Annotated in this window: 19 protein-coding genes and 1 pseudogene; 13 read left to right on the forward strand and 7 right to left on the reverse strand. The window is 66.6% G+C overall.

What is annotated here, in order from left to right; translation table 11 throughout:
• The first annotated feature begins 229 nt into the window (after positions 1–229).
• Together groES and groL are read left to right on the forward strand one after the other, a co-directional pair.
• Positions 230–529, forward strand: a complete 300-nt coding sequence (groES, locus tag L1080_RS05700) for a co-chaperone GroES (protein ID WP_003940763.1) — start codon at positions 230–232, stop codon at positions 527–529.
• Positions 530–622: 93 nt separating this feature from the next.
• Positions 623–2233 carry a chaperonin GroEL gene (groL, locus tag L1080_RS05705; RefSeq protein ID WP_250769018.1) on the forward strand — a complete coding sequence of 537 codons (1611 nt, stop codon included), beginning with the start codon at positions 623–625 and terminating at the stop codon, positions 2231–2233.
• Positions 2234–2350: 117 nt separating this feature from the next.
• Here the strand turns inward: groL and L1080_RS05710 are convergent, their stop codons facing one another.
• The 3 genes from L1080_RS05710 to L1080_RS05720 form a co-directional block, all read right to left on the reverse strand.
• A complete protein-coding gene (locus L1080_RS05710) occupies positions 2351–3082 on the reverse strand; it encodes an anti-sigma factor (protein ID WP_250769021.1) in 732 nt (243 codons plus the stop codon).
• A gap of 1 nt (position 3083) precedes the next feature.
• On the reverse strand, positions 3084–3752 hold the full coding sequence (locus L1080_RS05715) for a sigma-70 family RNA polymerase sigma factor (RefSeq protein WP_284707670.1): 669 nt from the start codon (positions 3750–3752) through the stop codon (positions 3084–3086).
• Positions 3753–3911: 159 nt separating this feature from the next.
• A complete protein-coding gene (locus L1080_RS05720; RefSeq protein ID WP_005239766.1) occupies positions 3912–4205 on the reverse strand; it encodes a WhiB family transcriptional regulator in 294 nt (97 codons plus the stop codon).
• A gap of 305 nt (positions 4206–4510) precedes the next feature.
• Between L1080_RS05720 and L1080_RS05725 the strand changes: the two are divergent.
• The 5 genes and pseudogenes from L1080_RS05725 to L1080_RS05745 all read left to right on the forward strand — a co-directional run.
• Positions 4511–4696, forward strand: a pseudogene (locus L1080_RS05725) (MerR family transcriptional regulator); the annotation flags it as partial.
• A gap of 159 nt (positions 4697–4855) precedes the next feature.
• Positions 4856–5464, forward strand: coding sequence for a transcriptional regulator (locus tag L1080_RS05730; protein ID WP_250769232.1), 609 nt, complete (start codon positions 4856–4858; stop codon positions 5462–5464).
• Between the two features lie 57 nt (positions 5465–5521).
• Positions 5522–6373 (forward strand): hypothetical protein, encoded by an 852-nt coding sequence (locus tag L1080_RS05735; protein WP_250769024.1) that lies wholly within the window; start codon positions 5522–5524, stop codon positions 6371–6373.
• Positions 6374–6521: 148 nt separating this feature from the next.
• Positions 6522–7100, forward strand: a complete 579-nt coding sequence (locus L1080_RS05740; RefSeq protein WP_109331498.1) for a sigma-70 family RNA polymerase sigma factor — start codon at positions 6522–6524, stop codon at positions 7098–7100.
• Complete coding sequence (locus L1080_RS05745) at positions 7084–8097, forward strand: anti-sigma-D factor RsdA (protein WP_159925693.1); 1014 nt, start codon at positions 7084–7086, stop codon at positions 8095–8097. The genes L1080_RS05740 and L1080_RS05745 overlap by 17 nt, the downstream gene beginning before the upstream one ends.
• 83 nt (positions 8098–8180) lie before the next feature.
• Here the strand turns inward: L1080_RS05745 and L1080_RS05750 are convergent, their stop codons facing one another.
• A complete protein-coding gene (locus L1080_RS05750) occupies positions 8181–8585 on the reverse strand; it encodes a DUF5319 domain-containing protein (RefSeq protein WP_005239778.1) in 405 nt (134 codons plus the stop codon).
• A 219-nt stretch (positions 8586–8804) separates the two neighbouring features.
• On the opposite strand from L1080_RS05750, the gene guaB reads away from it, so the two are divergent.
• The 4 genes from guaB (at position 8805) to guaA (ending at position 15134) form a co-directional block, all read left to right on the forward strand.
• Positions 8805–10328 (forward strand): IMP dehydrogenase, encoded by a 1524-nt coding sequence (gene guaB, locus L1080_RS05755; RefSeq protein ID WP_250769026.1) that lies wholly within the window; start codon positions 8805–8807, stop codon positions 10326–10328.
• 26 nt (positions 10329–10354) lie between these two features.
• Positions 10355–11494 (forward strand): GuaB3 family IMP dehydrogenase-related protein, encoded by a 1140-nt coding sequence (locus tag L1080_RS05760; protein WP_159925695.1) that lies wholly within the window; start codon positions 10355–10357, stop codon positions 11492–11494.
• 204 nt (positions 11495–11698) lie between these two features.
• Positions 11699–13495 (forward strand): GMC family oxidoreductase N-terminal domain-containing protein, encoded by a 1797-nt coding sequence (locus L1080_RS05765; RefSeq protein ID WP_250769030.1) that lies wholly within the window; start codon positions 11699–11701, stop codon positions 13493–13495.
• Positions 13496–13562: 67 nt separating this feature from the next.
• Positions 13563–15134 carry a glutamine-hydrolyzing GMP synthase gene (guaA, locus tag L1080_RS05770; RefSeq protein ID WP_159925699.1) on the forward strand — a complete coding sequence of 524 codons (1572 nt, stop codon included), beginning with the start codon at positions 13563–13565 and terminating at the stop codon, positions 15132–15134.
• Positions 15135–15196: 62 nt separating this feature from the next.
• Here the strand turns inward: guaA and L1080_RS05775 are convergent, their stop codons facing one another.
• Both L1080_RS05775 and L1080_RS05780 read right to left on the reverse strand, forming a co-directional pair.
• Positions 15197–15436, reverse strand: coding sequence for a hypothetical protein (locus tag L1080_RS05775; RefSeq protein WP_159925701.1), 240 nt, complete (start codon positions 15434–15436; stop codon positions 15197–15199).
• Positions 15414–16871, reverse strand: coding sequence for a PspC domain-containing protein (locus L1080_RS05780; RefSeq protein ID WP_250769032.1), 1458 nt, complete (start codon positions 16869–16871; stop codon positions 15414–15416). The genes L1080_RS05775 and L1080_RS05780 overlap by 23 nt, the downstream gene beginning before the upstream one ends.
• Positions 16872–17020: 149 nt before the next feature.
• Between L1080_RS05780 and L1080_RS05785 the strand changes: the two genes are divergently transcribed.
• On the forward strand, positions 17021–18376 hold the full coding sequence (locus tag L1080_RS05785; RefSeq protein ID WP_374433387.1) for a sensor histidine kinase: 1356 nt from the start codon (positions 17021–17023) through the stop codon (positions 18374–18376).
• Complete coding sequence (locus L1080_RS05790) at positions 18373–19032, forward strand: response regulator (protein WP_250769034.1); 660 nt, start codon at positions 18373–18375, stop codon at positions 19030–19032. Before L1080_RS05785 ends, L1080_RS05790 begins: the two co-directional genes overlap by 4 nt.
• A 13-nt stretch (positions 19033–19045) precedes the next feature.
• On the opposite strand, the gene L1080_RS05795 is transcribed toward L1080_RS05790, so the two are convergent.
• Positions 19046–20257 (reverse strand): serine/threonine-protein kinase, encoded by a 1212-nt coding sequence (locus tag L1080_RS05795; RefSeq protein ID WP_109331477.1) that lies wholly within the window; start codon positions 20255–20257, stop codon positions 19046–19048.
• Between the last annotated feature and the right edge of the window lie 132 nt (positions 20258–20389).

Here is a 20389-nt window from a genome sequence, read left to right on the forward strand (position 1 = left end):
CAGACGACCTTAGGCGACAACCCGTCCGGAGGGTGGGATTCCGCTGAGCGCGATCAGCCGGGGGCTCCTTCTTGAGCGTTGGCACTCTCACGTATAGAGTGCCAAGTGGCGCCGATCGAGCTCCGGCACCCGCGACGACGGGGCTGTGTGAAGTGCCGTAAACGGAACACTCAAACAGGTGTCCGAGGATGTTCCTCGGACCCAGATACCCCAAAGTGGAGGGCTCATCGTGGCGAGCGTCAACATCAAGCCGCTCGAGGACAAGATCCTCGTCCAGGCCAACGAGGCTGAGACGACGACTGCCTCCGGCCTGGTCATCCCCGACACGGCCAAGGAGAAGCCCCAGGAGGGCACCGTCGTCGCAGTCGGCGAAGGCCGCGTCAACGAGCAGGGCAACCGCATCCCGGTCGACGTCAAGGAGGGTGACACCGTCATCTACTCCAAGTACGGCGGAACCGAGATCAAGTACGCCGGTCAGGAATACCTGATCCTGTCGGCACGCGACGTGCTGGCTGTCGTCTCCAAGTAAGGCCATACGTGATCCGCCCCGGAGTCCCTACAGGATCCCGGGGCGGAGTGCGTTCACGCGCAGAACCCTGAAATCCAGGAGAAGACGGAACACATGTCCAAGCAGATTGAGTTCAACGAGACCGCACGCCGGTCTCTCGAGCGCGGGGTCGACAAGCTGGCCGACGCGGTCAAGGTGACCTTGGGTCCGCGTGGCCGCCACGTAGTACTGGCGAAGGCCTTCGGCGGCCCCACCGTCACCAACGACGGCGTCAGCATCGCGCGGGAGATCGACCTCGAGGATCCCTTCGAGAACCTCGGCGCGCAGCTGGTCAAGAGCGTCGCCACCAAGACCAATGACGTCGCGGGTGACGGCACCACCACCGCCACCGTGCTGGCTCAGGCCATCGTTCGCGGCGGTCTGAAGAACATTGCCGCAGGCGCCAACCCGATGGCACTCGGAGTCGGCATCAACGCCGCCGCCGAGAAGGTCGTCGAGGCGCTGCTCGCGGCCGCCACCCCGGTCGAGGGCAAGAAGTCCATCGCCCAGGTCGCCACGGTTTCCTCGCGTGACGAAGAGATCGGCGAACTGGTCGGCGAGGCGCTCACTCGCGTGGGCACGGACGGTGTCGTGACGGTGGAGGAATCCTCCAGCCTCGCAACCGAGCTCGTGATCACCGAAGGCGTCCAGTTCGACAAGGGCTACCTGTCGCCGTATTTCGTGACCGATCTCGACGCGCAGAAGGCCGTGTACGAGGACGCCCTCGTGCTGCTCTACCGCGAGAAGATCAGCTCACTTCCCGACTTCCTGCCGTTGCTGGAGAAGGTTGCCGAGAGCGGCAAGCCGCTTCTCATCATCGCCGAGGACGTCGAGGGCGAGGTTCTCTCGACCCTGGTGGTCAACTCCATCCGGAAGACGATCAAGGCCGTCGCGGTGAAGGCGCCGTTCTTCGGTGACCGTCGCAAGGCGTTCCTCGACGACCTCGCCATCGTCACCGGCGGTACGGTCATCAACTCCGAGGTCGGGCTGAGCCTCAAGGAGGCCGGACTGGACCTCCTCGGCAGTGCCCGTCGCGTCGTGGTCAGCAAGGACGAGACCACAATCGTCGACGGCGCCGGCACCGACGCCGACATCAAGGGCCGCGTCGCGCAGCTGCGCCGGGAGATCGAGAACACCGACTCCGACTGGGATCGCGAGAAGCTCGAAGAGCGTCTGGCGAAGCTGGCCGGCGGTGTCGCGGTCATCAAGGTGGGTGCCGCAACCGAGACGGACCTCAAGGAACGCAAGTTCCGCGTCGAGGATGCCGTCAACGCCGCCAAGGCTGCTGTCGCCGAGGGCATCGTTCCCGGTGGCGGATCGGCCCTCGTGCAGGCGAGCACCGAGCTGGTCGACAACCTCGGTCTGACCGGTGACGAGGCCACGGGCGTCAAGGTCGTGCGCGAAGCGCTACAGGCGCCCCTGTTCTGGATCGCCAGCAACGCCGGTCTCGACGGTTCCGTCGTCACCAGCAAGGTCGCCGAGCAGCCCAAGGGGCACGGCTTCAACGCCGCGACCCTCACCTACGGTGACCTGCTCGAAGACGGTGTCGTCGACCCCGTCAAGGTCACCCGCTCCGCTGTCGTGAACGCGGCGTCGGTGGCACGGATGATCCTGACGACCGAGAGCGCTATCGTCGAGAAGCCCGAAGAAGAGCAGGAGCAGACCGGTCACGGACACAGCCACTGAGGCGGTAGCCGCGAACCGATCGATGTCCTCATCTTTCGGCCGAACGAAACCCCCGTGCGGATCTTCCGCGCGGGGGTTTCGTCGTGTCGCGGCCGTATTCCCGCCGACCCGGTTCGCTCAGCTCAGCGTGAGCACGGCGAACGGGTTCGACGTCGGCTGTGGTGAGCCACCGGGCGGCTCGATGGTGAAGGCCAGCTTCGTCATCGAGCCGATGTCGTCGAGGACGACGGTGGTGGTCTGCAGGACGTCGTCGGGGGTCATGGTTCCGGCGGGGACCGGTGCGTCGCCGGACTCGGGCAGTAGCCACATCTGGTACACGCTGTCGGCGGCGGGCGGAACGACATCGTTCATGACGAGCACGGCGGCGTCCTCGGACTTCGAGTAGCTGGCCGTGGCGGAGCCGCCCCCGGGAATGGGAGTGCTCGACGACTGCATGTCCGCGGCCTGGAGTACCTGCTCGGCTACCGTCGGGTCGGGGCCTTCCGTGAGTTGCCGGGCAATGACGGTTCCGCCTGCGAGTATTCCGACCGCAGCGGCGGCCGCCACCGCAATCCGCCAACGACGCCGGCGATTGCGGTGGTGGTCGAGGCGGACGGGCGCATAGGTGTCGGCCTGTGCGTCCTGCCCGATCTGTTCGAGCAACCGGGCCCGCAGCTGGGGTGGCGGGGCGACGGCGCCGACCTCGCTGACCACGGCGAGGGATTCGCGAATAGCCCGTACCTCGGCGGCGAATGCGACTCGGGTGTCCTCGTCGGCGGCGGCGACCCGGGCGTCGAGTTCGCGGCGTTCCTGGTCGTCGAGCGCGTCCAGTGCGTACGGATAGGCCATGCCCAGAAGATCTTCGTTCATCTCACAGACCTCCCAGGCATCCCCGAAGACGTGTCAACCCGTCACGTATACGGGTCTTCACCGTGGACAGGGCGACGCCCAGGTGAGCGGCGACCTCTCGGTAGGTTCGTCCGTCGTAATACGCCATCGCGACCGATTCGCGTTGGGTGGCAGTGAGAGTGTCGAGGCACGCGAGTACCGATTGATGCTCGAGCCGGCGGGTGACCTCTTCGGTGACGTGATCGAACGGCCCCGAAACGGAGGTGCTCTCGTATAGCGCCTGACGGTCGGTACCCGCCTGTTCGGACCGCACACGGTCGACCGCCCGGCGGTGGGCGAGCGTCATCAGCCAGGACATCACCGAGCCGCGGCTCGGGTCGAAATTCGACGCGGTGTTCCATGCCTGAAGGAACACTTCCTGGGTGGTCTCCTCGGCGTATCCAGGGTCGCGCAGCACGCGCAGGACCAGTCCGTGGACCCGGGCGCTCGTGCGGTCGTAGAGCTCCGCGAAGGCCTCGGCATCACCGCGCGCAACGCGGACCATCGCGTCACGAAGTTCCGCGTTGTCGGTGGCACGCACTGCAGCGGCATCGGCAGAGCCCACCGGGCACAGATCTTCGGCCGGTGAGATGCCCTCGTTGTGGGTCACGAACGCTCGTCTCGCTTCATCGAGCACCACGGTAGCGTGCATGTCCGGTCATCTCCTCCAGCCGGTAGGCATTCGGAGACGGCATCGAAGTGGATGGGTGATCGGGCCGAGTGTGTGATGCACGGAACCCCCCGTCCGTATCTACGCGCCGGCTCGACGCCGGCTTGGACGAGGGGTTCCGGGGTCGGTCCGCCCGGCGCGTCAGACCGCGATACGCCCGCGGCGGTGCCGCGCATGCATTTCACGCTCGGTCTCGGACATTCCGCCCCAGATCCCGTACGGCTCGGACACGCTCAGCGCATGGTTTCGGCATTGTGCGAGGACGGGGCAGCGGCGGCACATCTCCTTGGCGCGGGTCTCCCGCTGTGCTCGCGCCCGCCCACGCTCGCCGTCGGGATGGAAGAACATCGAGGAGTCGACTCCGCGGCACAGTCCGTGCATCTGCCAATCCCAGATATCGGCGTTCGGACCGGGGAGGTGGTTGGGTGCAGGCATATGGACTCCTTAGCTGCAAGCTCGCCTCGGGCGGCGAGCGGACCGTGGGCTCGATGTTCAAGCCGCTAATCTTTCACGTCGCTAACCGTAGAGTCGTTTCGGAAATCGCGTCAATAGTTGTTCACAGTGGGAATTTACATATCCCACAAACTGAAAGTTAACCTGGAAAATATTTACATTCCGGCCGGTCCGTGATTCGGTTTCGGGTTGAAAGACCATAGGTCACAGGTAACGATGTCGAGGTGCCCCAGTCAGCGGAGTCCGACGCTCAGCACGCTCACAATCCTGTCGGCAGCGAGCCGACGATGGCGGTATCCGCCCTGGCCAGACGGCTTGGCGTGGCGCCGTCGACGCTGCGCACCTGGGACCGTCGTTATGGGATCGGGCCGTCCGCGCATGCTCACGGTAGTCACCGCCGATACACACCGCGGGATGTGGCTCGACTGGAGTGTATGCAGCAAGCACTCGACGAGGGGGCGAGCCCGGCCGAAGCTGCGAGATATGCGATTAACGCAATAGCTACATATTCGTCGAATTCGGAACCGACGAGTTCTCCGCAAATTCTGGGTGACAACTCTGTAAACGAAGGCAAAACAAACTCGTCGCACTTTTCGGCCACGATTTCCGTCCTCGAAGACGCCGAGCCTGCAGTGCGGAATCTGTCGAGGGCATTGATCGCGCGCGACATCGTCACGATCCGCCGCATCGTTTCCCGCGCCGCCGCCGAGCGCGGATTGCCTGCCGTGTGGGAGGCCGTGCTCGTCCCGGTCCTCGACTGGGCGAACGAGGGGCGGAACTCGGACGCCGCCGCAGTGAACTGCCGTGCCTTCGTCGAATGCATGACGGGCATCCTGTCGACGATGACACTCGACGCCCCGATCGCCGTCGGCGGACGGGTGCTGCTCGTGGACGTCCCCACCAGCCTCGACTTTCGACGGCCGTCAATCGCGCACGACCTCGGGTTCCGCGCGCTCGGCGCCGCGCTGGCCACGGCGTCGGTCGACGTCCGCACCTCGAGGCCGGTGGGCCGCACCGCCCTACTCGCGTCCGTGACCAACGCGGAACCGGACGTGATCGTGCTCTGGCTGCCGCCGGGAGACTGTGACGTGGCATCTCTCTCGCGCGCCATCCGGCGTCGCCGCAGTGGACTTGCATTGCTGGCGGCCGGACCCGGGGCCGCAGCGGCACATCTGCCCCGGTCGGTGAAGTCGGTCGGGAATCTGGGTGACGCCGTCGACGCGGTCACCGCCCTGATCTGACCAGCCCCGGCGCAGCGGTGACATGAAGCTGCGGCGCAGCGGTGACAGGATGCGGTCGTGCCCGCCACTAGTCGCCACATCGATATCACCCGGATCTTGACCGGCGCGGCGTTCGGCGCCGATCCGGGACGGCACCCGCTACCGACGTCCACGCGTCCCGTCGAGCGGTGGATGCGGGCGGTGGCGCTGGGTGGTCAAGGCCGCTACAGCAGGGCGCGGGCGGAGCTCACGGACATCACCCGCGACCGGCAGTCCGGTCCGGCGGTCGCATCCCTGGCCTGGAGCACGCAAGCCTCGTTGTTACGGCAGCTGGGGGACCACCGGGCCGCGTCCGGTCTCGACGGCCGGGCGCTCGCCCTGATCGGCTGCGGACCGGCCGACCCCGCGGGGGGTGCGCTCGAGCTGGCGGCACGGTGCGATGCTCTCACCGGGCTCGCCGCCGACGCACTGGGATGCGGACGCCTGGGCCTGGGATGGCGTCTACTCGATCGTTGTGGACAGCACCTCGGAGGGGAAGGCGCGGATACGGACGACACCGGGAGTCTCTGGCGACAGCACCTCCGGTTGCATTGGGTGAGCGCCGAACTTTCGCTGGCGGGCGCCGACTTCTCGTCGGCGCGCCGCCACGCCGTGGCCGCGACAGAAATTTCCGCGCACGCCGGTTCGATCCGCCACCACCTGAAATCCCAACTGCTCCGCAGCGCATCGATGACAGGGGAATCCGATTCCGGACCGGCTGCGCACCTCGCCGCCGAAGTACTCGAGGGATGTGAACGACACGGTCTGATACCCCTGAAGTGGGCCGCTGCCATGTTGCTCGCCGGCGTGACCGGCGATCCGCGCGCACAGCAGGCACGCGAAGAGTGTGAGGAGATCGTCGCGGGCCGCGGCGGACACTTCCGGCGGTGATGGTCCTGGTCGGACGTCCAGGGGCGCTTCCGGGTGAATCCGGGCGAATACCGCTCGGTCCGCACCGTTACCCTTTAAGTGTTCCGCTGAGAGCGGGAGCACACCCATCGGGGGAGGTGCCACTGTAACGCCAGGATATTCACGGACGATGACTAATACGAGCGAGGAGTTGGACTCCGCTGTCGCCGCTGCAACGCAGGGCGACCGGGCCGCTTTAGCTCTGGTCCTGGAAAACATTCGGCCCCTGGTTGTGCGCTACTGCAGAGCCAGGGTCGGTGCTGCGGAGAGGGGACAACTCTCCGCGGATGACGTGGCACAGGAAGTGTGTCTCGCCGTGATGACCGCCTTACCTCGCTACGAGGACCAGGGACGGCCTTTCATGGCATTCGTCTACGGGATCGCCGCACACAAGGTCGCAGACGCGCATCGAAACTCCGCACGTAACAAATCGGAACCGGTCGCCGAAGTACCAGATGTCGTAGCCAACGATGACGGACCCGAACAGAGGGCGCTCGACTCGGAAGCGAGCAGGCAGATGAACGATCTGCTCAGCACGCTGCCGGAGAAGCACCGGGAGATCTTGATCCTCCGCCTCGTGGTCGGAATGTCGGCAGAGGAGACGGCTGCGGCCGTGGGTAGTACCGCGGGAGCTGTCCGCGTAGCTCAACACCGAGCTATCGCGAAACTGAAAAAAGAAGTGACAAAGGCAGGTGAGAGGTTTGGCTAGGGGAAACAAGCGGATCGGCAATCCCGATGCCGATCTCCCAGGCGGCGACGCACCAGTGGACGTTGCGGCAGTGCGCCGTGATGATGCACTGATCGACGCAATCGCCGGTGGTGGTCCTGTTGCGACGGATTCGCCGGAGCAATACGAGCTGGCACTCCTGCTCGCGAATTGGCGCGCAGACATCGTCGCGACACCGATGCCGGACGGGCCGCTGCTCGACGACGTCATCGCGGCCATGGACGAGGCGGATGCTCGCGAAGCCCGGAGCGCCGCTCGCGGCAAGTTGCGTCTACTACGGCCGATCGCGGGCGCTGCCGCAGCGATCGCGGTCGTGATGGGCGGCGCCACCATTTTCTCCTACAACGCCGAACCGGGCGATCCGCTGTGGAGCGTCAAATCGGTGGTCTTCAGCCAGCAGGCCGATTCGACGGTGGCGCAGATCGACACCACGTCACAGCTGCAGGAAGCCGAGCGCATGCTCGCGACCGGCGACGCCGAGTCCGTCAAGAACCTGCTCGACAACGCGGCCGACCGCGCCGGCGGCATCCGCGATGCCGACCAGCGGCGCGAACTCGAAGTCTGGCGTGCAAAGCTCGCAGCCCAGCTGGCCGAGATTGCACCCACCACGACCGCGCAGGCGCCCGCACCCGGTACGACCACGACGGACGCGCCCGCTCTGACCACTCAGCTACCGACGTCGCTGCCAGGACTGCCGGGCACCACGTTGCCGGGCGTCGAACCGCAGCCAGGAACTACTCTGCCGAGCACCGACCTCCAGTTGCCGGGACTCCCCCCGATTCCGTTGCCGCAGTTGCCTCAACTGCCGCAGACCCAGCCTCCGCCGCCCTCCACGGTCGATCCGACGATCATGTTGGTTCCCACACAGCCGACGGACGATCTCCCGACCTTTGAGCCGCCGACGCAGCAACAGCAGCAGTCGACGGTGCCCTTGCCCACCACGACCACCGTCCCGGTGCCTCCGCCCCCCACCAGCTGACATGGTGCGCCGTTACCGGCGCACACAGCTGTGGCCCGACACTTCGCGTGTCGGGCCACAGCTGCGTCTACGGGTGATTCGGGTCAGGCGTCGAAGCCGTCACCGTGCAGAGCGTCGTTCATCGAGGCGTCGGCGTAGCCGCGGCAGTAGTCCCAGGTGACGTACGCCTCAGGTGTCGGGTCGTAGGCAGGCTCGTGTGGCCGGACGGTGCCGTCCACGAGGAGCTGGAGGAGGTTGGCCCGGAGCATGTCCCAGTCGTGATAGTGATCCTGCTGACAGTCTTCACAGCACACGACGAGGCCACGAATCCCGCGATGGGCCAGCAAAGCCTCGTATACGGCGAGGTCGGCCAGGTCTTCCTCCACAGCGAGTCGCTCGTGGGGGTCGAGTGGCTGGCCCGGTTCGATCGCATCGAGAGCTGCGGACGGGTCGGCGGGGTCGCCGGCAAAGGGGTCCGGGGGCAGACCGGGAGGCAGTTGATCGCGCACAGCACCACGGTACGCAGGTCAGGCCGGTCTGCGCCAGCCGTTCGGCGTAGGCCCAGCGTGGGTGGGCTCGCATGAGGATCCCGGGGAGCCGATACCATGGTCTGAGGAGCTGGGAATATCGATCGTTGCTCCGTCCTTTCTGTCTGTATCCGCATTCCCGAAATTTCCACGACGGCGCTACCGGCGCTGCATCCGAGTTCCATGGAGGGCCCGAACCGCATGACCAGTTCAGCAGGGCATGTACACACCGGCGGTGACGACCCGAACAAGGTCGCAATGCTGGGTCTCACGTACGACGACGTCCTGCTCTTACCGGCGGCGTCGAATGTCATCCCTGGCCAGGTCGATACGTCCAGCCAGCTGACTCGCGACATCAGACTGCGGGTTCCCCTCGTCAGTTCCGCGATGGACACTGTCACCGAAGCGCGCATGGCCATCGCCATGGCCCGCGCAGGCGGTATGGGTGTTCTGCACAGGAACCTGTCCATCGACGCTCAGGCCGGGCAGGTCGAGACGGTCAAGCGATCCGAAGCGGGCATGGTCACCGACCCGGTCACGTGCAAGCCGTCCGACAGCCTCGCCGAGGTCGACGCCAAGTGCGCGCGCTTCCGCATCTCCGGACTCCCGGTAACGGATGACGCCGGTCAGCTCGTCGGCATCATCACGAATCGTGACATGCGCTTCGAAGTCGACCAGAACCGCGCCGTGTCGGAAGTCATGACCAAGTCGCCGTTGATCACCGCCCAGGAGGGTGTGACCGCGGAGGTGGCGTTGGGTCTGCTCCGTCGCCACAAGATCGAGAAGCTCCCGATCGTGGATGGTCAGGGCAAGCTCACCGGCCTCATCACGGTCAAGGACTTCGTGAAGACGGAACAGCACCCCGATGCCACCAAGGACCGAGACGGGCGCCTGCTGGTCGGTGCGGCGGTGGGTGTCGGTGACGAGGCGTGGAGTCGGGCGATGGCGCTCACCGACGCCGGCGTCGACGTTCTGGTCGTCGACAGTGCGCACGGGCACTCCGCCGGCGTGCTGGACATGATCTCGAAGCTCAAAGCCGAAGTGGACGAGCGGGTCCAGATCATCGGAGGCAACGTTGCCACCCGTAGCGGTGCGGCGGCGCTCATCGAGGCAGGAGTCGACGCCGTCAAGGTCGGTGTGGGCCCCGGATCCATCTGCACCACCCGTGTGATCGCCGGCGTCGGCGCCCCGCAGATCACTGCGATCCTCGAGGCCGTCGCCGCCGCGAAACCGCACGGTGTGCCGGTCATCGCAGACGGCGGACTGCAGTTCTCCGGCGACATCGCGAAGGCGCTCGCCGCGGGCGCGTCGACGGCGATGCTCGGGTCGCTGCTCGCCGGCACCGCGGAGTCGCCGGGCGAGCTGATCCTCGTCAACGGCAAGCAGTTCAAGAGCTACCGGGGGATGGGTTCCCTCGGCGCCATGCAGAGTCGCGGCGCGGCCAAGTCGTACTCGAAGGACCGCTACTTCCAGGACGACGTGCTGTCCGAGGACAAGTTGGTACCCGAGGGCATCGAGGGCCGGGTCGCGTTCCGCGGCCCCCTGTCCCAGGTCACGCATCAGCTCACCGGCGGTCTGCGGGCCGCCATGGGCTACACGGGAGCGTCGACCATCGAGGAGCTGCAGAACGCCCAGTTCGTGCAGATCACCGCGGCGGGTCTGAAGGAAAGCCACCCGCATGACATCACCATGACGGTCGAAGCTCCCAACTACACCGCTCGCTAGCAACCAGTCACGAGAAAGGGGCGCGCGTGCGCGACCTCGTTGAGATCGGCATGGGCCGAACAGCCCGACGAACCTATGAGCTGGACGACATCGACATCGTCCCCTCCCGGCGGACGCGCTCCTCCAAGGAGGTGTCCACGTCCTGGCAGCTCGATGCCTACCGCTTCGACATTCCCGTGCTCGCGCATCCCACCGACGCGCTGGTGTCGCCGGCGTTCGCGATCGAGTTGGGCAAGCGTGGTGGTCTCGGTGTCATCAACGGTGAAGGACTGTGGGGGCGCCACGCCGATGTCGAGGCGAAACTCGCCGAGCTCGTCGCCCTAGCGGAATCGGACGTCGACGTCGAAGCTCCCATCCGGAAGCTGCAGGAACTGCACGCTGCGCCGCTGCAGCCGAACCTGCTCGCGGCCGCGGTGGCGCAGGTCCGTGACTCCGGGGTCACCACCGCTGTGCGGGTGAGCCCCCAGAATGCGCGGGCGCTGACTCCGCATCTGATCGAGGCCGGCATCGACCTCCTCGTCGTCCACGGCACGATCATCTCCGCCGAGCACGTCGCCCACGGCGACAGTGAGCCGCTCAACCTCAAGACGTTCATTTCCGAGCTGGACGTTCCCGTCGTGGCCGGTGGGGTGAGCGATCACCGCACCGCGCTCCACCTGATGCGCACGGGAGCGGCGGGTGTCATCGTCGGGTACGGCTCCACGGAGGGGGCTACCACCACCGGTGAAGTGCTCGGCATCGGTCTTCCCATGGCCACCGCCATTGCCGACGCAGCGGCCGCTCGACGTGACTACCTCGACGAGACCGGTGGGCGGTACGTCCATGTCATCGCGGACGGGGACATCGCGTCTTCGGGCGACCTCGCCAAGGCGATCGCCTGCGGTGCGGACGCGGCGGTGCTGGGTGCGCCGCTCGCCGTTGCGGCCGAAGCACCGGGCGGCGGCTGGTACTGGCCGTCGGCGGCAGCCCATCCGTCGGTTCCCCGTGGCACGATGCTGCCGGTGTCCTTCGGCGAACGACCGTCGCTCGACCAGGTCCTCGCGGGCCCGTCGAACGATCCGTACGGTTCTCTGAACTTCGTCGGCGGCCTGCGCAGATCCATGGCGAAGTCCGGTTACTCGGACCTCAAGGAATTTCAGAAGGTGGGCTTGACGGTCCGCGCGTAGGGCCTCGTCCGCTCCACTTTCTCTCATCGCCCAATGCCCCCGGTGTAGTTCGACAGCACCGGTGCGGCATTGGGCGATTTTCTTGTGCAGGTGCGCAGCCGTTCCTGATACCAGTCGTTACAGTTAAGGTAACCCTTGTGGCAGCTGTCACAGCGCTGGGGTGCATACTGGCGAGTAATAACCCAGGTTCGGTGGAGGTCGAGGATGAAGAAGCAACGCGCGACGGACTATGACGTTCTCATCGTCGGGTCCGGATTCGGTGGCAGCGTCACCGCGCTCCGGCTGGTGGAGAAGGGATACAAGGTCGGCATCCTCGAAGCCGGCCGGCGTTATGCCGATGCCGACTTCGCCAAGACCAGCTGGGACCTGAAGAAGTTCCTCTGGGCACCTGCGCTGGGACTTTTCGGCATCCAGCGGGTTCACCTCCTGCGTGACTGCCTGATCCTCGCAGGCGCCGGAGTGGGTGGCGGATCGCTCAATTACGCCAACACGCTCTACAAGCCGCCCGCCTCCTTCTTCCAGGACCGGCAGTGGGCGCACATCACCGACTGGTACGACGAGCTCAGCCCCTACTACGACCAGGCCCGGAAGATGCTCGGCGTGGTTCAGAACCCACACATGACGCCGGCCGACGAGATCATCAAGTCGGTGGCCGAGGACATGGGGGCGGGTGACACGTTCATCCAGACCCCGGTGGGCGTGTTCTTCGGTGAGCCGGGCAAGACGGTTCCCGACCCCTACTTCGGGGGAGTGGGCCCCGACCGCACCGGGTGCATCGAATGCGGTGAATGTATGACCGGCTGCCGGCACGGTGCCAAGAACACCCTGCTGAAGAACTACCTCGGTCTTGCCGAGAAGGCGGGCGCCGACATCATCCCGATGACGACGGTCACCGGTCTGCGGGAGGCGTCGGACGGCACCTGGGACGTTTTCACCCGGCGGACCGGCCCGGTCAAGAACCGCAAGCGCAAGACGTACACGGCTGCCCAGGTCGTGCTGGCCGCCGGAACGTGGGGCACGCAGCACCTGCTGTTCGACCAGAAGGAGACGGGCGCGCTCCCGAAGATCTCCGATCAGCTCGGTGTGCTGACCCGCACCAACTCCGAGTCGATTCTCGGTGCGGCCAAGAACAAGGTCGATCCCACGCTGGAGCTGACCAAGGGCGTCGCCATCACGTCGTCGTTCCATCCCACCTCGGACACCCACGTCGAGCCCGTGCGCTACGGCAAGGGTTCGAACTCGATGGCGCTGCTGCAGACACTGATGACCGACGGCGGCGGCCGACGGTGGATGACGTTCCTCAGGGAACTCGCGAAGGATCCGAAGGCCCTGAAGGTGCTCACCCCGTACCGGTGGAGTGAGCGCACCATCATTGCACTGGTGATGCAGAATCTCGACAACTCCATCACGACGTACACCAAGAAGGGCCTGTTCGGCCGGCGCAAGTTCACGAGCAAACAGGGTCACGGTGAGCCGAACCCCAGCTGGATTCCTGCGGGCAACGAGGCCACGAGGCGCATCGCGGAGAAGATCGACGGCCGCGCGGGAGGCACATGGGGTGATGTGTTCAACATTCCGCTCACGGCGCACTTCCTCGGCGGCTGCACGATCGCCTCGGACCCCGAGCACGGTGTCATCGACCCCTACCACCGCGTGTGGGGATACCCGACGCTCAGCGTGGTCGACGGTGCCGCGGTGTCGGCGAACCTGGGGGTGAACCCGTCGCTGACCATTTCGGCGCAGGCAGAGCGGGCAGCGTCGCTGTGGCCGAACAAGGGTGAGAAGGACTTACGCCCCGCCCAGGGCGAGGGATACCGCCGCCTGAACCCGGTGCCGCCGACCGCGCCGGTGGTTCCCGCCGACGCGCCCGCAGCGCTGGTGCTGCCGATCGTCGAAATCCGCAACGGTTCCTCGACGGCGGCCGCGAAGGAACAGGGTGTCACCCAGAACCAGGGTGTCGCCCAGAGTCACGGTGTCGCCCAGAGTCACGGTGTCGCCTGAAGAGCGGCGGTCGTGCACGGACATGGGGTCGCGCAGACCACAGAGCTGCGCCGATTAGACTGACCCGGTGACAGATATCGAGCAACAGAGACCCGTCCTCGTCGTCGACTTCGGCGCGCAGTACGCGCAGCTGATCGCCCGGCGGGTGCGTGAGGCGAAGGTCTACTCCGAGGTGGTCCCGCACACCGCGACCGTCGCGGAGATCGAGGCGAAGAAACCTCTCGCCGTGGTGCTCTCGGGTGGGCCGTCGAGCGTGTATGCCGAGGGTGCGCCGCAGCTGGACCCGGCGTTGTTCGATCTGGACGTCCCGGTGTTCGGAATCTGCTACGGATTTCAGGCCATGGCCGGCGCTCTCGGCGGCACGGTGGCGCATACGGGCACACGCGAGTACGGCCGCACCGACTTGACGGTGCAGGGCGGGCTGCTGCACGACGGCCTGCCCAAAAACCAGCCGGTGTGGATGAGCCACGGGGATGCGGTCACCGAAGCGCCGGAAGGCTTCGAGGTGACCGCGACCAGTGAGGGCGCCCCCGTGGCCGCGTTCGAGGACCGGGCCCGCAAACTCGCGGGAGTGCAGTACCACCCCGAGGTTCTGCACTCGCCGCACGGCCAGCAGGTACTCAGCCGCTTCCTGCACGAGATCGCGAACATTCCGCCGGCGTGGACGGCCGCGAACATTGCCGACGCCCTGATCGAGCAGGTGCGCGAGCAGGTAGGAGACGGCAAGGCGATCTGTGGGTTGTCCGGTGGCGTCGATTCCGCGGTCGCGGCGGCCCTCGTGCAGCGCGCGATCGGCGACCGACTGACCTGTGTGTTCGTCGATCACGGTTTGATGCGTGCCGGCGAACGAGTGCAGGTCGAACAGGACTTCGTGGCTGCGACAGGTGCGAAACTGATCACCGTCGATGCCGCGGACACCTTCCTCGGCGCCCTGGCCGGGGTGTCGGATCCCGAAACCAAGCGCAAGATCATCGGTCGCGAGTTCATTCGCAGCTTCGAGGGCGCAGTCAGCGACGTGCTGGGTGAAAACGCTGCGCACGGTGACACCGTCGACTTCCTGGTGCAGGGCACGCTCTACCCGGATGTGGTCGAGTCGGGCGGCGGCACCGGAACCGCCAATATCAAGAGTCACCACAATGTGGGCGGGTTGCCGGAAGATCTGCAGTTCACGCTCGTCGAACCGCTCCGGTTGCTGTTCAAGGACGAGGTGCGTGCCGTCGGCCGCGAGCTCGGCCTGCCCGAGGAGATCGTGGGACGCCAGCCGTTCCCGGGCCCGGGGCTCGGTATCCGCATCATCGGCGAGGTCACCGAAGAGCGCCTCGACATCCTGCGGCACGCCGATTCCATTGCGCGCGAAGAGTTGACGGTTGCCGGGCTGGACAAGTTGATCTGGCAGTGCCCGGTGGTGCTGTTGGCCGACGTCCGCAGCGTAGGGGTGCAGGGTGACGGGCGGACGTACGGTCACCCGATCGTGTTGCGGCCCGTGTCGAGTGAAGACGCGATGACGGCGGACTGGACGCGAGTGCCGTACGAGGTACTCGAGCGCATCTCCACCCGCATCACCAATGAGGTGCACGACGTCAACCGAGTGGTGCTCGACATCACCAGCAAGCCGCCGGGCACCATCGAGTGGGAGTGACGCACTGAAAAGCGCGGTGGGTGAGTCCGAGGACCCGCCCACCGCGCTTTCGTGTTGCCGGGCTATCTCTTTCTATTCGGTGCGAAGACGAGAACTGCACCGACGACCACGGCGACGAGGACGAACAGCCAGCGGAATTCGACATTCGCGAGGGGTTCGAGGGAAAAGGGACCGACGAGGGCCCAGCCGCTCACGAGCAGTGCTGCCAGACCTGCGAGGAACAGGAGCGGGGACGGCCGTTTCCGTGAGGTGGTGCCGGTGTCCTGAGTGTCGTCGATGTCATCCACGACGCACCTCCACATTTCCGAATTGTGCGTTCACGTCGAGATTCAATACGGGTCCTTCCGGTCCGTCCGCTCCGCCGTCGAGACCGTCGGGCAGGCATTGGCTGTCACCGAACTGAACCGAGCAGTCATTGCGGACGTTCATGTTCGGTGGCAGGAGCACGATCACCTCACCGTTTCCGTTCACGGTGACCGTCTTGTCCTCGGTGAGCTCGACCCTGCGGAGGTCGAGGGTGAAGCTGCCGAAACCGCCCGAGTATTCGGAATCGAGGTCGGCCGCCGACATGGGCTCCCATCTCTGTTCGCCCATGCTGCGTCCGTCGAAGTTCAGTGAGCCGACGAGCGAGGCCAGAACGACGAATCCCACCAGTGGTCCCGCGACGACGAGCAAGCCGTAGCCCTTGCGGACAACACTTCCGACTATGAGGCCTGCGCCGATCACGGCGAGGGCGACGGCACCGATACGGCCCGGGTTCAGCCATTCCGATCCGGTGGCGACCGACAGTGCCGTCGCTGCTGCGGCAGCGAGGATGGCGAGTCCGATGACCATGGTGGTCAGGCGCGAGTGCTTGCGCCCGGGTGCCGCGGCGGGTGCGGGAGTTCCGGCCGGCTCGGGAAGGTCCCAGGCGAAGGGGGCCACTCCCAGCGGATCCCAGGCCGGTGGACGCGGTTCGAGTGGTGCGAACGGTGTCGGAGGCGCGAAGCTGCTGGGGGTCGGCTCCGGAGACTTCTCGAACGACACCGTCTTCTGCTCGCTCGCTGGGGGTTCGGTGGGGGACGGTGTGTTCGTTCGATCCGTGCTGTCCGCGGTGGGAGTGGCCGCGCTGCTCGGCGTGTAGGAATCGGGGAGCTTCGTGTACGGACTGTAGGTGGGGTGCGGGCCGGCGCCGTACGCGCTGCCGCCGTAGGCACCGGCGCCATACGGGTCGGCGCCGAACGGGTTGCCGCCGAACGGTCCGGGGGCGTAACTCGTACCCGGATAGCCCGTTCCGACTCCGGTCGGTGCGACCCCGGGCGGGAGGGGCGGCGGCACCGGTTGCCGTTGATACAACAACCACAGTCCGCCGAGCATCAACGCCATGCTGATCAGACCCGATCCGCCGAGCCCGACACCGAACGGCCCGACCGTGCTGGCGGCGATGGCGAGAGCGACGAGGAGGACGACGGTCTTGGTGCCCGAATCCGAGCTGTGGCCTCGGCCGACGAGGGACTCCGCCGGCGAGGCCGGGTCACCGGATTTGGTCAGGCCGAGCCAGCACACCAGATAGAGGAGTACACCGGCGCCGCCGAAGATGGTCGACACTACGAAAGCGACTCGTATCAGTACGGGATCGACGCCGTAGCGGTATCCGATTCCCGCACAGACACCGGCGACGTGACCTCGCCCGGGCAACCGCACCGGCCGGGTCCGCCACAGATCGTGCATCTGCTCTTGGAAACTCCCATTGCTCATACGACCATCGTTGCGGCCGACGCCCCGCGCGTACATCGGGAACTACCCTGATCTTTCCACTCGGAAGAGGCCGTGCGGGTCCGCGAAGTCAGGGTTGGACCCTGATGCCCGGGCGGGGTGATCGTGCCAGTATCGAGTATGTGCAATCTGTGTCGAACGCCGTGCCTTCTGCAGCGCAGACCGGTGGTGGCCCGCTGATGCCACCGGTGGCGCCGGGCGATGTGCCGATGCCGCGGCTCGAACGCCGGGCCGCGGGTCGTGTCGTCGGTGGTGTCGCGGGCGGTATCGCCGATCAGCTGGGTGTCGACGTCCTGAAGGTGCGCGTCGTGTTCGCCGCTCTGGCGGCGCTGGCCGGTGCCGGCATCGTCGCGTACGGCCTCCTGTGGATCTTCACGTCGGCGGGTGCCGACACGGAGAAGCCCAGCGCGTCCGAACGACGCAGGGCCATCGGCCTGATCGCCATCGGTCTCGCTGGCGCCTCCGCATTGTCGTGGTTGTTCAGTGGCCGTGCGGGATCGGTGATTGCGCCAATCATCGTGGTGGCGGTGGGTGCGGCGTTGGTGTGGCGGGAATTCGATTCGGAGGGCCCGCGCACCGTGATCGGGTTGCCGCAGCGGCCCACCGTTCTCACCTGGGCGCGGGTTCTCGGTGGCGTGACACTGATCGTCTCCGGGCTGGGCGTGGTGATCCTCGCTCAGGTCGATCTGGAGGCCTTGCGGTCGTCGTTGCTGGCGGTCGTGGTGACCCTTGTCGGCGCCGGCCTACTGACCGTGCCCCTGTGGTTGCGGCTGTGGCGTGCCCTCGGAGCGGAACGGGCAGCGAGAATTCGCAACGAGGAGCGTGAGGAGATCGCCTCGCATCTGCACGACTCGGTCCTGCAGACGCTGGCGCTGATCCAGAAACAGGCAGATCACCCACAGGAGGTGGCCCGGCTCGCGCGCGGACAGGAACGCGAACTGCGCAAGTGGTTGTTCGGCGGCGGCGACGCCGACCAGTCGAGTCTCGCGGAGGCGCTGCGCATCATCGCCGGTGAGGTCGAGGACCAGCACGGTGTGACGGTGCGGCCGGTGACGGTGGGCGACGTCTCCCTCGACGTCGAGGGGACGGGCGAGGGGCTGTCGAAGGAAAGCTTCACAGCCTTGCTCGGTGCGACGCGGGAGGCACTCGTCAACGCGGCCAAGCATTCCGGCGAGACCGACATCAACCTCTTCGCCGAGGCGGAGCGCGAACAGGTCAGTGTGTTCGTCCGGGACCGTGGTGTCGGCTTCGACATCGACGAGGTGCCGTCGGATCGGCAGGGACTGGCTAAGTCGATCCGCGGGCGGATCGATCGCCGGGGTGGACACGTGGACGTGCGGTCGGCGCCCGGCAAGGGCACCGAGGTCCGGATCTCCATGCCGCGAAACGGCCATGCCAAGGCCGGGGCGGATGCTACCGAGATTACGGACGACGCTGGCCTAGAGTGGGGCGACACTACCGTCCACGCCGAGGAACAGCCACAGTGAGCTTGCCTGAAACACCGCCGTATCGCGTCTTTCTCGTAGATGATCACGCCGTCTTCCGGTCCGGTGTGCGTGCCGAACTCGGACGGGAGGCAGACATGGAGGTCGTGGGGGAGGCCGGCGGTGTGGCAGAGGCGGTGTCGGGTATCAACGCCACCGCCCCGCACGTCGTCCTCCTCGACGTTCACATGCCCGAGGGTGGTGGTGTCGCCGTATTGCGCGGCATCGAGGAGGGCCCGGTGTGTCTGGCGCTGAGCGTGTCCGACGCCGCCGAGGATGTGATCGCCGTGATCCGGGCGGGTGCGCGCGGTTATGTAACCAAGACGATCTCGGGTGGGGAGCTGGCCGACGGAGTCCGCCGGGTCGCCGGGGGTGACGCCGTGTTCAGCCCGAGGCTGGCCGGATTCGTGCTGGACTCCTTCACCGGCCGCTCCAATGCTCCTGAACCGCAGCTGGATCCGGAACTCGATTCGCTCACCCCGCGTGAGATGGAAGTACTGCGGCTGCTCGCGCGGGGGTACACGTACCGTGAGATCGCCGAGGAACTGGTCATCTCGGTGAAGACGGTGGAGACCCATGCGTCCAACGTGCTGCGCAAGACGCAGCAGTCGAACCGCAATGCGCTGACCCGGTGGGCGCACCGTCGTCGGATCGACTGATACGTCGGTCCGCTCAGGGCTGGGCCAGCAGGACGACCACGGCGACGAGCACGGCCAGTATCAAGATGGCGACCATCACGCCCATGGCGATCGGTGCCCACGCCACCACCTGATCGCGGACGGTGGGTTCGGGTGCACCGGGGGCGGGCGGAGTGGGCCGCGGCGGCCACTGCAGTTTGCCCAGCGGGCGGGGAACGTTCTTCAAGGGCGTGCTCTGGGGCACCGCGGGGAGGCCGGCCTGAGTGGAGCCGATCTTGCTCCGTCGGTGCGGAGGGGGCAACGGAGTGGAACGGTGGGCCCAGGAGGGAATCGTGCCGTCGGCGGAATAGACGGGTGAGCCGACGAGGTGGGCGACATCACCGTCCCCGCCCATGGCCACCCGGGCCAGCGCGTCGCGGGCCTCGGCCATCGTGGGACGTCGCGCCGGGTCGGGTTCGAGTAGGTGCAACAGCGTTTCGGTGAGCGGCCCGGCCTTGGCCGGGCGGTAGATCTCGGCCTTCGCGACGCGATGCAGGAGTGCGATGGAGTCGGAATCGATGCCGAACGGCGGCTGCCCCTCGACCACGGTGTACAGCGTGGACCCGAGCGAGAAGACATCGCTGGCCTCGGTGGGATCCTGGCCGCGAGCAACCTCGGGGGAGAAGTACGCGGGGGTTCCGGTGATGACGCCGTTCGTGGATTCGGCGGCGTCGCCCTTGGCGCGGGCGATGCCGAAGTCGCTGATCTTGACGGTGCCGAGTTCCCGGCCCCGGTCGGCGACGAGGATGTTGCCCGGTTTGATGTCCCGGTGCACGATGCCCGCCGCGTGCGCGGCCACCAGGGCGTCCGCCACCTGCGCACCGATCTGAGCCACCTCGAGGGGCGGCAGCGTGTCGGCGATGTTCATCGCCTGGGCGAGGCTGCGGGACGGTAGGTATTCCATGACCAGCCAGGGCTCCCCGGCTTCGAGCGCCACGTCATACATCGCAATGGAATGGCGGTGGGTGAGTTTGGCGGCGTTGCGCCCTTCCCGGAGAGTGCGTTCACGGACGCGGCGGGCCTCGTCGGGGTCGAGTCCGGCCGTCGTGGTGACCTGTTTGACGGCTACGTCCCGGTGCAGCAGTGTGTCTCTCGCCAGCCACACGGCACCCATGCCGCCGCCGCCCAATTTGGACCTCAGACGGTACCTTCCCGCCACTAGGTATTCGGGTCCGATGCCCCTTTCGCTCTGCGCCTGCTCAGTCACGCGTTCAGGTTAGAGGATGATGCGGACACGGGCGGTGTGACGCTCCTGACCTGCGAATACGTGGTCCACTTGACGGGCACTCACCGACCGGCTTTACTGGAAACGAGTTCGAAAATACGTTCGAACGTAGCG

Origin of the sequence: Rhodococcus sp. MSC1_016, assembly GCF_023667485.2 — a bacterium.
Classification (GTDB): Bacteria; Actinomycetota; Actinomycetes; order Mycobacteriales; family Mycobacteriaceae; genus Rhodococcus_F; species Rhodococcus_F oxybenzonivorans.